The organism is Vibrio sp. PBL-C16, assembly GCF_034321865.1.
GTDB lineage: Bacteria > Pseudomonadota > Gammaproteobacteria > Enterobacterales > Vibrionaceae > Vibrio > Vibrio alginolyticus.
Window position 1 is genome coordinate 1,401,489 of the sequence record NZ_JAXLNY010000002.1, and the last position, 16,102, is coordinate 1,417,590.

General features: G+C 44.8%; 10 protein-coding genes and 1 pseudogene. 3 read left to right on the top strand and 8 right to left on the bottom strand.

The features are described from left to right. Positions 1–58: 58 nt before the first annotated feature. Together UQW94_RS14750 and UQW94_RS14755 are read right to left on the bottom strand one after the other, a co-directional pair. Positions 59–673: an OmpA family protein gene (locus UQW94_RS14750; protein WP_031781371.1), complete on the bottom strand. Its 615-nt coding sequence runs from the start codon at positions 671–673 to the stop codon at positions 59–61. Positions 674–675: 2 nt separating this feature from the next. Continuing rightward, entirely contained in the window at positions 676–1,992 is a 1,317-nt protein-coding gene (locus UQW94_RS14755; RefSeq protein WP_005389970.1) for a TolC family outer membrane protein, read from the bottom strand. A gap of 401 nt (positions 1,993–2,393) precedes the next feature. Between UQW94_RS14755 and UQW94_RS14760 the strand changes: the two genes are divergently transcribed. Beyond that, the gene (locus UQW94_RS14760) at positions 2,394–8,927 is read left to right on the top strand and encodes a Calx-beta domain-containing protein (protein ID WP_322142338.1); all 6,534 of its coding nucleotides are present in this window, start codon (positions 2,394–2,396) and stop codon (positions 8,925–8,927) included. 70 nt (positions 8,928–8,997) lie between these two features. Here the strand turns inward: UQW94_RS14760 and UQW94_RS14765 are convergent, their stop codons facing one another. Both UQW94_RS14765 and UQW94_RS14770 read right to left on the bottom strand, forming a co-directional pair. Further along, positions 8,998–10,191 (bottom strand): class I SAM-dependent methyltransferase, encoded by a 1,194-nt coding sequence (locus UQW94_RS14765; RefSeq protein WP_165439096.1) that lies wholly within the window; start codon positions 10,189–10,191, stop codon positions 8,998–9,000. 161 nt (positions 10,192–10,352) lie between these two features. Beyond that, positions 10,353–11,758: pseudogene (locus UQW94_RS14770) on the bottom strand (methyl-accepting chemotaxis protein). A 90-nt stretch (positions 11,759–11,848) separates the two neighbouring features. Between UQW94_RS14770 and yccX the strand changes: the two are divergent. Continuing rightward, entirely contained in the window at positions 11,849–12,121 is a 273-nt protein-coding gene (gene yccX / locus UQW94_RS14775) for an acylphosphatase (RefSeq protein WP_017634611.1), read from the top strand. A gap of 2 nt (positions 12,122–12,123) precedes the next feature. On the opposite strand, the gene UQW94_RS14780 is transcribed toward yccX, so the two are convergent. Then, entirely contained in the window at positions 12,124–12,453 is a 330-nt protein-coding gene (locus UQW94_RS14780) for a TusE/DsrC/DsvC family sulfur relay protein (protein WP_005377396.1), read from the bottom strand. Between the two features lie 409 nt (positions 12,454–12,862). Here UQW94_RS14780 and UQW94_RS14785 point away from each other — a divergent pair, with 409 nt between their 5' ends. Further along, the gene (locus UQW94_RS14785) at positions 12,863–13,237 is read left to right on the top strand and encodes a chromosome partitioning protein ParB (protein ID WP_047102337.1); all 375 of its coding nucleotides are present in this window, start codon (positions 12,863–12,865) and stop codon (positions 13,235–13,237) included. A gap of 76 nt (positions 13,238–13,313) precedes the next feature. On the opposite strand, the gene UQW94_RS14790 is transcribed toward UQW94_RS14785, so the two are convergent. The 3 genes from UQW94_RS14790 to UQW94_RS14800 form a co-directional block, all read right to left on the bottom strand. Further along, entirely contained in the window at positions 13,314–13,982 is a 669-nt protein-coding gene (locus UQW94_RS14790) for a Bax inhibitor-1/YccA family protein (protein ID WP_005494926.1), read from the bottom strand. Positions 13,983–14,230: 248 nt separating this feature from the next. Further along, entirely contained in the window at positions 14,231–14,980 is a 750-nt protein-coding gene (locus UQW94_RS14795; RefSeq protein ID WP_005377400.1) for an amino acid ABC transporter ATP-binding protein, read from the bottom strand. Positions 14,981–15,003: 23 nt separating this feature from the next. Beyond that, a complete protein-coding gene (locus tag UQW94_RS14800; protein WP_104979214.1) occupies positions 15,004–16,101 on the bottom strand; it encodes an amino acid ABC transporter permease in 1,098 nt (365 codons plus the stop codon). Position 16,102: the final 1 nt, after the last annotated feature.

Consider the following 16,102-nt stretch of genomic DNA (forward strand, 5'->3'; position numbering starts at 1 on the left):
CAAAAAAGGTCTAGCAATTTGCTAGACCTTTTATTTTTACGTTCTGTTTATGGTTGTGTTAGCTTTTTGGAAGTGTAGTGAAAACGGTCCACTCTTTCTTAACTTCACCCTTGTGACCAATCACTGTTGCGGTTACTCGACGGTTTAGCGCGTGACTCACTTGGTCAGTGCCTTGTGTTGCAAGCACTGTGTCTCCATAGCCCACAATGGTAACTCTATCCCCACTAATACCATTCGTCATGAGTTCTTTTCTAACGTTCTCAGCCCGGCGCTTGGATAAGTCGAGATTGTGTTCTGCAGTACCAGTGCGACTAGCATAGCCCTGAATCTCGATAGACGTATTTGGGTACTCTTTCAAGAAATCGGACAACTCACGAATTTGTTGCGTAAAGATAGGGTTTATAACATCGGAATCGTTCGCAAATAGGACTCGAATTTGCATTTCTTGTGAGGAGTCGACATACGAACCGCAGCCATCGTTATCTATCTCGGCTCCTAAAGGAGTACCCGGACACAAATCGCGCTCGTTAATAACACCGTCTGAGTCATCATCTATATGATCAGCCCACTGATCGGCAATTGGCGTATCGATGTAATCATACTCATCGCCTTTATCGGATGAACTGCATGCCGAAATCATCAATGAGAGTGCAATAAGAGTTATGTGTTTCATAATTAATACTCCACTTCTTCTAGCCATTCTTTAGGCATTTCGACCCTTAATGCACTCAACAGTTGACCTGTTGCGTTCATCACTCGATATTTGGCGTACTGCTCTGCGTATTTAGAATCTAAGTAGTCTTTACGCGCCTCAAAGAGCTCGTTTTCAGTGTTCAATAGATCAAGCAGTGTTCGTTTACCGATGCGATATTGCTTCTCGTAAGCAATTACGGTCTCAGACGCAGAGTCTACATGATCTGATAGAAACTCTTTTTGTTGTAATGTTAAATCAAGCGCACTCCAAGAAAGTCTTAACCCTTCTTCAACATTGCGATAGGCACCTTCACGCAAGTCTTTTGCTTTATTTAGCTGGTAGGCGAAGTTTTCTGAGTTCGCTGCATCACTGCCGCCATTGAATAGGTTGTAGCGTAGGCGCAGCATGGCAAGTGTCTCATCACTGCGACCTTTTAAACCATCAGCGTCGTCACGCCATGTTTGCGAAGCTTCAATGGAAATGGTTGGGTAGTTAACACCTTTAGACTGTTTGTATTGAAACTTAGCCGAGTCTACGTCTGCGAGCGCCACTTGAATAACGGGATGCAGTTCAAATGCCAAGCCTACCGCTTCATCAACTGTGTACGGAATAAAGTTTTGGTCAGCTCTCGGAAAGATTAGCCCTTGCGGTGTTTGACCGACTAAACGAGTGAACATCGTGTGAGAGTCATACAGGTTATTTTGAGCAGCGGCTAAGTTGCCGTGTGCTTTTGCCAAACGTGCTTCTACTTGCGTTAAGTCAGCGGTAGAGCCGATACCCGAGTTGACTCGTTTTTTAATGTCATCGTAGATATCTTTGTGAACAGCCAGGTTGTTTTCAGACAGCTTGAGTATTTCGTAAGCTTTTACAGCGTCTAGATACACTTTGGTGACTTCAAGTGCTTTATCCGATGCGTCGGCCAAAAGTTGAAATCTTACTGATTCAGCATCCGCTGCAGTTCGGTCGATATCATTAAGAGTCGCACTGCCGTCCCAGATAAGTTGGGTTAGTGTCACCGATGCTTCTTTTCGAGTGTAATCTGTATCTCCACGTCCCACCTCGTCAGAAGGGTCTAATCCTTCATACCCAATCCCCGCATCTAGATCAATAGAGGGCAAGTAAGCACCCGAAGATGCTTCATTTACGTATTTTCGGCTCGTAAATTCATTAAATGCACTCTTAATGTCAGGGTTGTTTTTTAACGTCAATGCCACGGCTTGCTCTAAAGTTTGACCGAAAACGGGTATAGACACCATTAAACTACAGCAGCAAGCAATATTTAGTCGGTTCCATTTCACGGTATTTCTCCTAAAAATTCGTGTTGCTTTTTGCTATTTCATCTCATAACTGAGACGAAACATCATAAATAACAGTGCTTGAGTAAGGGATTTATCAACCTACTGTTAAAACAAAGCTTTTGTTTCAAAAATCCAAGATTTCGCCTTTTAAAACCTTAGCACATATGTCGAATGTTGCTTAGCAACATAGCAAGTTTAGCTCGGAGAAAAGCTTGAATTCTTAATATCATAGCGTTTCACGGCCTGTGTCACTCTGCGCTTTTTTGTAACTCTGCCCCTAGAGTTATCAAACGTCCTACAAGCTACACATACAACGAAAATATGATGATTTTGACTAAACTATAGACGTAAATGTAGGGGTGACAAACTTTTGACTTGGTTTGAAGTGGGGCGAGGTAGATATGGAACGTGTAACTTTTAGCTCATTGGCGGGCAACATTGTCGTTATCGGGTTGGACGGTGAGATTAGGACTTTAGGTCAGGGTCAACTACCTCAACCAGGAGAGTTAATAATCGATGAAGTATCAGATACTTCTGAACTTGTTATCGAGCAGGTGACACCACAAGGAAGTTCAATAAATGTAACTGATGATATCACTGCGTTAATTGAAGCAATTGCGAGTGGGGAAGACCCGACTGAGCTGGGTGAAGAGTTTGAACCTGCTGCAGGTGAAGGAAACGGGTCTAGCCCACAGAATACGGGAGCTATAGATCGCACAGGTGCTGAATTACTCGCTAGTACCAATTTTGAGACAGTGGGAACTGACGGAACAGGATTTTCAAGTACTCAGGTAGAGACGCTACTCGATATTCTCCAAATACAACCACCAGAACCAACAGCAATCCCCGTTCCTGCAACGATAATTGTTCAGGAAATATCCAGTCCGACTATCAACGAAGGTGATCAGGTTGTATTCGATATTACTTTAAACCAAGCAACAGAGGACAATACTGATGTCACTTTGTCGCTACTTGATGGTACCGCAACTGGCGGTTCAACTGACGAGAGCGGAAGTGACTACGTTAATGAGCGTGTTCTCATAACATTTTCTGATGGTACAACGGAAGAAATCTTGGTTGATGATAACGGTACTTTTACAGTCTCGGTCCCATTAGGTGAAAGCGGGTTTACGGTTTCTCTCGACTCTATAGATGACTCTATATTCGAAGGCCCAGAAACGTTTACGCTTTCTGGCACAACAGAAGAACAAAATACACCTGCAACCGGGGTGGCAACCATTGTTGATGATGGCAGTGGCCCGGGCCCTGATCCGGATGATGACCGCCCAAGCGTGACTATTACCGATGCTGGCACCATTAATGAGGGTGAGACTGCGAACTTCAAAGTCACCTTATCGAACGCGTCTGAAGCGGAAACGCAGGTGGAACTGGGTCTTAATCTCGGCGATACCGAAGCCGGTGACTTAGGTACCTTAGAATACAACACGGGAAGTGGCTGGGTTGCAGTGCCAAATGATGGCGTGGTGACCGTGCCAGCAGGGCAAACCGAGTTTGATGTGCGCATTGCTTCTATTGATGATGCCGTTTATGAAGGCCCTGAAGATTTCAGTGTGACAGTAACTGGCATTGGCGCGGTGCAAGGTAGCGATACGGGTACGGCAACGATAGTGGACGATGGCAGTGGTCCGGGCCCTGATCCGGATGATGACCGCCCAAGCGTGACTATTTCAGACGCTGGCACCATCAATGAGGGGAATACGGCGAACTTCACAGTCACCTTATCGAACGCGTCTGAAGCGGAAACGCAGGTGGAACTGGGTCTTAATCTTGGTGATACCGAAGTTGGAGATTTGGGCACCCTAGAATACAACACGGGAAGCGGTTGGGTCACAGTGCCAAACGATGGCGTGGTGACGGTGCCAGCCGAGCAAACCGAATTTGATGTGCGTATCGCTTCCATTGATGACGCCGTTTATGAAGGCCCAGAAGATTTCAGCGTGACGGTGACTGGCATTGGCGCGGTGCAAGGCAGTGATACGGGTACAGCAACGATTGTGGATGATGGCAGTGGTCCAGGACCTGATCCCGATGATGATCGCCCAAGCGTGACTATTACCGATGCTGGCATTATTAATGAAGGTGATACGGCGAACTTCAAAGTGACGCTATCGAATGCCTCCGAGTCCACTGTTCAAGTCGAGCTAGGCCTAAACTTGGGTGACACTGAAGCCGGTGACTTAGGCACCTTAGAATACAACACCGGAAGCGGTTGGGTTGCAGTGCCAAACGATGGCGTGGTGACGGTGCCAGCAGGGCAAACCGAGTTTGATGTGCGTATCGCTTCCATTGATGACGCGGTGTACGAAGGCCCAGAAGATTTCAGCGTGACGGTGACTGGCATTGGGGCAGTGCAAGGCAGCGATACGGGTACGGCGACGATAGTGGATGACGGCAGTGGCCCGGGTCCAGATCCGGACGATGACCGCCCGAATGTGACTATTACGGATGCTGGCACCATTAATGAGGGTGAGACTGCGAACTTCACAGTCACCTTATCGAACGCGTCTGAAGCGGAAACGCAAGTGGAGTTGGGTCTTAATCTCGGCGATACCGAAGCCGGTGACTTAGGTACCTTAGAATACAACACGGGAAGCGGTTGGGTCACAGTGCCAAACGATGGCGTGGTAACGGTGCCAGCCGGGCAAACTGAGTTTGATGTGCGTATCGCTTCCATTGATGACACCGTTTATGAAGACCCTGAAGATTTCAGTGTGACGGTAACTGGCATTGGGGCGGTACAAGGCAGTGATACGGGGACGGCGACGATAGTGGACGACGGCAGTGGTCCAGGACCTGATCCCGATGATGACCGCCCAAGCGTGACTATTACCGATGCTGGCACCATTAATGAGGGTGAGACTGCGAACTTCAAAGCCACCTTATCGAATGCCTCCGAATCTGCAGTTCAAGTGGAACTTGGCCTCAACTTAGGTGACACCGAAGCCGGTGACTTAGGTACCTTAGAATACAACACGGGAAGTGGTTGGGTCGCAGTGCCAAACGATGGCGTGGTGACGGTGCCAGCCGGGCAAACCGAATTTGATGTGCGTATCGCTTCCATTGATGACACCGTTTATGAAGGCCCTGAAGATTTCAGTGTGACAGTAACTGGCATCGGGGCGGTGCAAGGCAGTGATACGGGTACAGCAACGATAGTGGATGATGGCAGTGGCCCGGGCCCTGATCCGGACGATGACCGCCCAAGTGTGACTATTACGGATGCTGGCACCATTAATGAGGGTGAGACTGCGAACTTCAAAGTCACCTTATCGAACGCGTCTGAAGCGGAAACGCAGGTGGAACTGGGTCTTAATCTCGGCGATACCGAAGCCGGTGACTTAGGTACCTTAGAATACAACACGGGAAGTGGTTGGGTTGCAGTGCCAAATGATGGCGTGGTGACGGTGCCAGCCGGGCAAACCGAGTTTGATGTGCGTATCGCTTCCATTGATGACACCGTTTATGAAGGCCCTGAAGATTTCAGTGTGACGGTGACTGGCATTGGGGCGGTACAAGGCAGCGATACGGGTACAGCAACGATTGTGGATGATGGCAGTGGCCCTGGACCCGATCCGGATGATGACCGTCCGGTTGTTGCGGCAATTAGTGATAGAACCGTAAACGAAGGTGAGTCTGCTACGTTGGTTGTCACTTTGAGTAACCTAAGCACTACGGATACTCTCGTTAATCTGACACTTAATGATGGCACAGCAGAGGGAGGGGTAGATTACACCAAATCGTCTGTTACTGTTACCTATGCAGATAGTTCATCAGACGTTATCCCTGTGAACCCTGATGGTACATTTAATGTGTCCGTACCAGCTGGTGATATGACCTTTGACGTTGTGATAAGTACCACCGACGATGAGCTGTTCGAAAGCGATGAAAATTTCACATTAATTGGACAGACCGAGATACAAACAACTCCGGTTATAGGCACGGTAACGATTCTTGATAACGATACAGTCAGCGTTGCCTCTATTTCTAGTGAAGTGGTTAATGAAGGTGAACCTATCATTTTTGATGTTACTTTAAGTAACCCTAGTGATAGTGAAAGTTTGGTCAATATGGTGCTCGCTGATGGTAGCGCAGAGGGGGGCATAGACTACATCAATACATCGGTTACAGTTACCTATGCGGATAACTCAACAGATGTCATTACTGTCAACGCAAACGGAACATTTGATGTTTCAGTTCCCGCGAACGACGTCTCATTCAGCGTCACAGTCAATACTATTGATGATGACCTATTCGAAGGCGCAGAGACTTTAACACTCTCGGGTAAAACTGCCACTCAAATTACATCTGCAATGGGTACAGGGACTCTTCTTGATGATGGTTCGGGGCCAGGACCTGATCCAGATGACGATCGCCCAACAGTGGCAGCGATTACCTCTACAACGGTAAACGAAGGTGATATTGCAACACTAGATGTAACGTTGAGTAATGAAAGCACCACCAACACCACTGTCAATATGATGCTGACTGACGGATCAGCAGAAGGCGGTGTTGATTACACCGATACTTCAGTAACAATTACTTATGAGAGTGGCGGCATAGAAGTCGTTACGGTAAATCCAGATGGCAGCTTTATTGTCGATGTGCCCGCAAATGATACGACTTATAGTGTTTCTGTAAGTACAACAGATGATGACTTATTCGAAGGACCTGAAACCTTTACGTTATCAGGTAACACTGATAACCAAGTTGGCTCTGTGATTGGTACCGGTACTATTGTTGATGATGGTAGTGGCCCAGGACCAGATCCTGATGATGACCGCCCGACTGTAGCAGCGATTACGGATGCCATAGTTAGTGAAGGTGAGCTGGCAACGCTTGAAGTCACTTTAAGCAATGCAAGTACCACAAACACCGTTGTTAATATGACATTAGCAAATGGGACAGCTGAAGGAGGTTCGGATTATACAAATACGACAGTAACCGTTACCTACGCTGATAGTAGTACCGACGTTATTTCAGTGAACCCAGATGGTACGTTTGATGTCATTGTACCAGCTTTAGACACAACATTTAGCGTTACTATGGTGACGTTAAACGATGATATTTATGAGGGTGATGAGAACTTTACATTATCCGGTGCCACTACTGTGCAAACAACTGCTGCGGTCGGTACCGTAACGATTAACGATGATGCAGACATACCAACTGTCACTGAAATTACGGATATTCAAGTGGTGGAAGGTAACGATGCGAAGTTTAACGTTACACTGAGTAATGCAAGTGCGGTTGCGATTATGGTTAGTATGTCTCTCTTAGACGGAACCGCTGTCGCTGGAGATGATTTTAACGCTACGAGTGTGACCATTACTTATGCTGATAACACGACGGAAGTTATTGCGGTAAACCCTGATGGAACGTTTGATGTCTCGGTACCTGCGAGTGATACTAACTTTAGTGTTACGGTAAACACTGTTGAAGACCAGATTTATGAATCTTCAGAAAACTTTGTTTTAACTGGTTCGATTCAAGGGCAATCACCTGCAGCGTCAGGCCTTGGTACTATTATTGATGATGACAATACACCTCCGACAGTAGAAGACTTTGGCATTTCGGTTGACCTTAGTGTGGGAGGAGACGCTTTAATTGACTTTGCACCACATGCGCAAGACTTTGAAGATGACTTTGATCTTCAAGATGATAAAGAAACGAGCATCTGTGTCACGACGCTTCCAGACTATGGCTATCTCTATTACTTGGATGATCAGAACAATGAAGTCATATTGGACATTGGTGATGTGATTCCAGAAACTACGGAAGTCAGATATGCACTAACGGAAGACTTCTTTGATGAGCAAAGCTTTGATTCCCAAGATTTACTCGATGAATTTTCTAAAGACTTCATTGCCGATTCAGTCGATGTTAACGGTTTAAGTTTCTTTGGAGGAACCATTGATGGTAATGGTGACTTTGTCAATAATGCTCAAATCAAGGTCGACTTTGCCGCTCAGCAGGTAGGTTTAGTTGTAGTGTCACCGGGCGAAACTGGCCAAGGGGATGAAATTAGTACGAGTGAGTTCATTGCCATTGAATTAGATGAAGGGCTTGAAGCTAAAGAAGCAAGGTTAAACCTAGCAAGCTTGAATGATAGGTTTAACAGTGGCGGCGCTTGGATTCAAGCATACTTTTATATGGGCGATACTCTTGTTGATATACAAACCATACACACCAGTGACATCGTATTTACTGGTAATCAAGAAGGTTACGCTGACGTATCGCTAAGTAATGGCAGTTTTGATGAGATTCGCTTGTTCCCTGAAACAGACAGTTCAAGTGATAAAGCCAGCTTTACTCTAGTTGGTACTCAGATTACAAGTTTTAATAATGTAAACGACTCGTTTGATTACAAAGCGATTGACTCAGATGGTTTAGAAAGCGATACCACTGCAACCGTTGATATTGATTTTAACAATGTCTCTTTTGAAACAGTGACCGCTTTCGGTACACAGACTGCTTCGTTACAGCAAGAGCCTAATATCATCATGGGAACAGACCAAGATGATGTTCTTGTAGGCACCGATGGTAATGATATTCTAATTGGTGGTCTAGGTAATGATATTTTGACTGGTGGCGGAGGTGATGACATCTTCAAGTGGACAGAGATGCAATCCGCAACTGACACCGTGACGGATTTCAGTGACGGGGATCAGCTCGATTTTACCGATGTATTTGATGATATGAGTGGTACTGATATTTCCACATTACTTGATGATCTCGGCTCTGGCGATTATCACGGAAGCGTGGATGATATCACGGTGGCGGTGACTGAAAGTGGAGGTAACTCAACTCTGACCATAAATAAAGATGGACAACAGTTGGAGGTTAATTTTGACGGAGCTTCTGCTTCTGATATCGCCAATAGTTTGATTTCTAATCTTGAACAATTACGAGAGTAAATGATTCAAAATGAAAAACGGAGCGAAAGCTCCGTTTTTCATTTAGTAATGCAGTAAGTTCAGGCAATAATTAAAGCACTTTACATGCAAAACCTTTTAAGTAGAAACCTTCTGGATATGCTGTATCGGTTGGGTGGTCAGCGGCTTGTTCAAAACGCTCCACAAACTTTACTTGGCGGTTAGCGTCTACGGCTGCATCAGCGATGATTTTCTGGAACAGAACTTGATCCATCAAGCCAGAGCAAGAGTAGGTCAGTAGCGTGCCGCCCGGTTTTAGAATTTGCATTGCTAGCATGTTGATGTCTTTGTAACCACGACATGCGCCGTTGAGTTGTGCTTTGCTCTCTGCGAACTTCGGTGGGTCCATGATCACAACATCGAACTGAGTTCCTTGATCACGATACTCACGAAGCAGCTTAAACACGTCTGCATTTAGGAACACGGCACGCTTCTTCGAAATATCAAAATCGTTTAGCTCTGCGTTGAATTTTGCGGTATCTAAAGCAGGTTGCGACACGTCAGCGTTAATCACACGCTTTGCATCACCTTTTAGAGCGTAAAGTCCGAAGCCACCAGTGTAAGAGAAGCAGTTAAGAACTTCTTTGCCTTTCATATATTTCATCGCTTGCTGGCGACTATCACGTTGATCTAGGTAGAAACCTGTTTTGTGTCCGCCAACGATATCTACACTAATCTTTACGCCATTTTCTTCGATGACGACTGATTTAGGTGGCTCTTCGCCGTGCAAGACGCCTGTGATCTCTTTTAAACCTTCTTTTTTACGAACGGCCACGTCAGAGCGCTCGTACACATTACAATCAGGGAAGCACTCAACCAGAGCGTCAACAATAGCCTGCTTATTGTGTTCTGCGCCAGCACTGAGAAGTTGGCACACAAAGAAATTTTGGTAACGGTCGATCGTAACGCCTGGTAAGCCGTCAGACTCTGCTGCGATAAGGCGATAACCCGTAAGGCCATCACGTTCGATAATGTCTTCACGAAGAAGTTGTGCGTCTTTAAGTCGTTTAACGAAAAACGCGGTGTCGATTTCTTCTTTCTCAAAACTCCAAATACGAGCACGAATTTGTGAAGCTGGCGAATATGCCGCCTTAGCTAGCCATTTACCGTCGTGAGTGAATACATCAACCGTTTCGCCAAGAGCAGGTTCGCCCTCAACTTTGTTGATGCCTCGAGAGAAGATCCAAGGGTGCTTGCGCTTGACCGATTTCTCGCGACCTTTAACCAAATAGATAGCAGCTGTCATTTCATTAGCTCTTGTTGAATTTTGAAAGGGGCGTATTGTCCGGGATGTGAATGGTAAAAGCAATATCCCTCGGCAATCCAGTACATTGTAGTGACTTTTAAATACAAAAAAGGTCACTAAAGTGACCCTTTTATTTGAATTTGCTGTAACAGATTCCGTTGCTATGCTTTAAGTCCAGTAAGTAGTGCTTCCATTGTGTCGCTTTGCTTACGCAGTTGATCAACGTTTTGTGAAGTCGTGCTTATCATATTGCACACGTTATCTGCTTGAACTCGAATTTCTTCAACGCTTGAGGCGATATTGTCCGCGACTACACCTTGCTCTTCAGCTGCTGTTGCAATTTGAATGCTACTGTCGGAGATAGTTTGATTTTTATCTGCCAAAGAGCCGATTTCGTGATTCACTTCCGTCATGAGGTTTTGTCCCTCATTTGCATTATTAACTGTCACTTCCATCAGCTTAGTAAGCGACTGGCTGTTACGCTGTAATGATTCAATCATCGTTTGGATTTCAACTGTCGCTTGCTGAGTGCGTCCCGCAAGAGCGCGAACCTCATCCGCAACGACCGCAAATCCACGACCTTGTTCTCCAGCACGTGCAGCTTCAATAGCCGCGTTCAGAGCAAGTAGGTTGGTTTGCTCGGAGATCCCATTGATGGTTGTCACGACTTCATCAATTTGTGCTGCATTGGCATCTAACTCGGCAACGGCTTGAGACGCAGATTGAATCTCATTAGAAAGGTTCGAAATCGAGTGAAGCGTATTCTCAACTTTCACTTGTCCAGACTGAGCCACGTTACGTGCATCATCGGTTTGCGTGCTTGAATCGTGAGCTAGTGTCGCGACTTCTCGAATCGTTGATGCCATCTGTTCAGTTGCACTCGCAAGAGAGTTGAGGTGTTCCTGCTGAGTCGCTGAAATATCTGAACTGTGATGAATCGATTGATTCAGAATCTGAGCTAATTTGTTGCATTAAAGCCACAGACTCTTGAATCGACAGCACCATTTGTTGCTCTCGTTCTGCAACTTTGTCTATCGTAATAGCAATTTCACTAAACTCGTCGCGAACAGGGAAGAAGTTCATTCTCGCGGTTAGGTCGCCACCAGCAAGAGTGTTTAAGGCTTTGTTCATCGTGAACATCGCGCCGCCAATAAACGTCATGATGTAGTAAACGCCAAGAGCGAGAATAAACAAGCTCACACAGATGATGCTCACTTGAGTCGTTGATAGGGCAGTCCATAAAGAAAGTTCATGGTTTGCAACCAAGCTGTACGCACCATTTAAAACTGACACGGATTGCGGCCCTGAGCCAATAGAAACGGTTTCTGAACCCGCTATGAGGCTTGCTACTTGAGATTGAGAAAGGTTGCCTGCCTCTATCAGACCTTTCATAAGCATGAGCTCTTCTTGGTACATATTTGAGAATCAGTGTATTAGCCGCGCTATTAAGGACGAGTGTGAGAATGACTAAAGCAAGAAGAGGGAGAACGAAGAGCAAATAGAACTTTTCTTGAATCTTTAAGTGAATGAGATACTTATCAATCCAGCGGAATGGAATTTCTTTCATAATTATAATAACCGTACAAAAACCCACTATCCTTAGTGGGGTGAATAGACGAAAAGAATATATCACTCAGTAAAAAGAAGCGGTACAAAGATGAACGTAAAGTGTGAGAGATTTATAGTAAAAGGTCACGTTCAAGGCGTGGGCTTTCGTTACCATACTTCCCATCAAGGATTGAAGCTAGGGTTAACAGGTTATGCGAAGAACCTAAACAATGGTGATGTTGAAGTGATGGCGTGTGGAACAGACGCGCAAATAGTTGCGTTTTCGGAATGGTTACAAGAAGGACCGCGAACGGCAACAGTAGAGCATGTGATGCAGGAGCCTGCGTCGTATAAGCCGTTACGCGGTTTTAAAATTTTATGAATCTACAAGCATTTAGCTGGCTTTGGTAGGCCGGCTAATTTGGTTGCTTGTTTGGCTGGTCCCTTTTTAAACAGCTTGAATAGATACTTACTGTTACCTTTTTCTGGGCCGTGCGCTTTTTCCATCGCTTTCACAAGCATACGCACTGCAGGGGAGGTATTAAACTCTTCATAAAAGTCTCGCACAAAATGCACAACTTCCAAATGAGCATCCGTAAGCTCGATGTCTTCTTCTTTTGCTAAAAGCTCAATCATACCTTCTTCCCATTGAGTATGATCCAATAAGTAGCCTTGAGCATCCGTTTCAATTTCTTTGCCGTTGTAAACGAACATAACGTTTTATCCGTTAAGTAAACATGGATGTTTATAGATTAGCGACAGCCGAGAATGTTCTCAACAAAAGAATCTCGAAGTAGTGCCGAGCGAAGCAAAAGCGTACAAAATGGTGAGTGCTTTTTGACTAAGCCAGGTGCTTTGATATAAATGCTCTTTTATTCAAATAAATAGGAAACTATTCAGTTTGTTAGAAATTTTTCGGGGTGAGTACCAACGAAATTGCATGGATACCCAGGCTTATTCATTTTTGTTTTGGTTTTTTCTTGGCTACTTGTCTGATTATGGGATTTTATGGGTGAATGAATAGCTGACAACGTTGTGTTTGTTTTCATAGACCGATATTCTCTTTGATTGATGAAAAGCCTGTATTCAGGTTAGAAACAACAATGATGACAAGGAGTTAGTCATGTCGAAACAACGTTACATTGAGATTAATGACAATGTAAAATCCACTTGGTCCATCGAGCGAATTTGGCAACTTGCAGAATCCTTACCTGTAGAAGAAATTGCGATTGATGATATAAAGGGCCCAAATGAAGTGACTTGGTTTAGTCATGAAGGGCCACGGCCAACCTGCCGTGAAATTGCAAAACATTGCCAACGAATCAACAATGCTGATTTGTCGTATCCGGTAATCTTAACCAGTGACTATCGTGTTTTTGACGGTATGCACCGAATCGCCAAGCAAATCATGTTAGGAGAGGAAACGATCAAAGTAAGACGCTTTAGAGAAAATCCAGAAGCTGACGAAGTTATCGAGTTGTCTGTAGAGCAGGCGTAATACACTGAATTGCACACAAAGAAAAAGCCCGAAGGAATTACCTTCGGGCTTTTTTATTCTACTTAACGAGAAACGATTAATCGTCGTTCATAATACCTAGAATGCTTAGTAGACTAGTGAACAAGTTAAGGATGTTTAGGTACATCGAAATTGTTGCACTGATGTAGTTTGTCTCTTCGCCACGAACGATACGACTTGTATCGAATAGGATGAAACCAGAGAACACGAGTGCAGAAACACTGCTGATTACTAGGTGAGCCATTGTTGAACCAACGAAGATGTTAATCAGCGCTGCAACGATCACAATGATCAAACCTGCCATCAGGAAGTTGCGCATGAAAGAGAAATCTTTCTTGCTTGAAATGGTGTAAGCCGATAGGCCAAGGAACACCATACCAGTCAAACCTAGAGCTTGAGCAATGATAGTAGGACCGTTTGGAATTGATGCGTAGTAGTTAAGCATTGGACCTAAAGCACCACCCATTAGAGTCGTGAAAACGAATGTCCAAACGATACCAGATGATGAGTTGATTGCCTTTGGCATAACAAAGAACAAAATACCAATCGCTGCAAGCTGCATCACAATTGCCATGATTGGTGAAATTTGCATTGCCATAGTCGCGACTGCTGCGATAGCACTGGTCATCAGTGTCATCGACAGTAGGAAGTAAGTGTTTTTCAGTACTTTGTTAGTTTCTAGTGTATTAGGAACACTTGTTGAACGAGTAAACATTGGACTGTTCATAATTATCCTCAATAAGGGAGTTTACTATTGGTACATTTATGGGGCTGAAAGTTCAAAAAATCAAGCCCTTTTCATGCATATCCTAGATAAAATGATAATGGAAATAAGATGTTATGTATTTGGCAACTTGTAACACAATATTACTGCCTAGCATAGCTATGTTGATTCTCACACAGATTTTTGAATTTAGTAACAAAAGCACTGGCTTCATAGAAACCAGTGCTTTTTTATGTCGATTCGGCTAAATCTTAGTGGTGTAAGATTTGCGCTAGGAAGTTTTGGGTCCTATCCGATTGAGGATTCTCAAAGAAGTCGACCGGGTTGTTTTCTTCGATGATCTCTCCTGCGTCCATGAATATCACGCGATCGGCAACCTCTTTAGCAAAGCCCATTTCATGTGTCACACAAAGCATAGTCATGCCTTCCTCGGCGAGTTCGACCATTACATCCAGTACTTCGCGAACCATTTCCGGGTCGAGTGCAGATGTTGGCTCATCAAAAAGCATGACTTTAGGGTTCATACACAAAGAGCGAGCAATCGCCACACGTTGTTGCTGACCACCAGACAACTGACCGGGATACTTCTCCGCTTGGTCTGGAATTTTTACACGTTCCAGATATTTCATCGCAACTGCTTCTGCCTCATCTTTTGGCATCTTCTTCACCCAGATAGGCGCGAGCGTACAGTTTTCCAGTACGGTTAAATGAGGGAAGAGATTAAAGTGTTGAAAGCACATGCCCACTTCTCGGCGCACTGCTTCAATGTTCTTTAAGTCTTCAGTTAATTCCGTACCAGAGACGTAAATGCTGCCTGCTTGGTGCTCTTCAAGACGGTTAATACAGCGAATCATCGTTGATTTTCCCGACCCTGATGGACCACAGATAACGATTTTCTCGCCGCGCTTAACGTCGAGGTTAATATTTTTTAGTACGTGAAACTCACCATACCATTTATTCATGTCCTTCAATTGGATCATGTAGTCTTGTTGTTGCGTCATAATACGTCCTTGATCTTGATGAGTTATCGTTTGTGACCGGTATGAAGTTTGTTTTCAAGCCATATCGAATAGCGTGACATGCCAAAACAAAACACCCAAAACACTAACGCGACAAATACATAACTTTCTGTAGCAAAGCCTAACCATTCAGGGTCGGTGTTTGCTGCTTGCCCTATACCGAGTACGTCAAACATACCAATGATGAGTACCAAACTGGTGTCTTTAAACAAACCGATGAAGGTGTTCACGATAGAAGGAATAGTAATCTTTAGCGCCTGTGGCAAGATAATCAGCCCAGTCTTTTTCCAGTAACTTAACCCAAGCGCATCAGCGGCTTCATATTGACCTTTCGGAATGGCTTGTAGACCACCGCGTACCACTTCTGCCATGTAAGCGGAGGCAAACATAACCACACCGATAAGGGCGCGAATCAGTTTATCTGTCTCTGAACCTTCAGACATAAATAATGGAAGCATAACCGAAGCCATGAACAAAACCGTAATCAGCGGAACGCCACGCCAAACTTCAATGTAGACGGTACAAATGCTGCGAATGATCGGCATCTCTGAACGTCTACCAAGCGCAAGCACCACACCAATTGGCAGTGAAACTACGATACCAACTAACGCAATAATGAGCGTAACGAGTAGTCCACCCCATTTGTGTGTATCGACCACTTCTAGTCCAAAGACACCACCGTATAAAAGTCCAGCGATGATGAATGGGTAGATGTTTACGAAGAAAAGCCAAATCCACATCCGTTTCGGTGTCTTCTCATACGCGAGTAAAACAGTAAATATGGCCAATGTGATATAGAAAAGGCGAGGGCGCCATAGTTCGGACTCTGGATAAAAACCATACATGAACTGCTCCCAGCGCACGCTGATAAATACCCAGCAAGCACCATCTCGGCTACAGTCGTCACGCGTTGAGCCAATCCAGTCTGCGTTAATAAACGCCCAATCCACGATATACCATATTGCAGTTACGACAATATACGCAAGAATGACAGTAACAATGGAATTGACAGGGCCATTAAATAGATTTTTCCGCATCCAACCAACGAAGCCTACAGTATTGGCGGGTGGTGGGAGATCCGGTTGAAATTGATGAGTACTCATA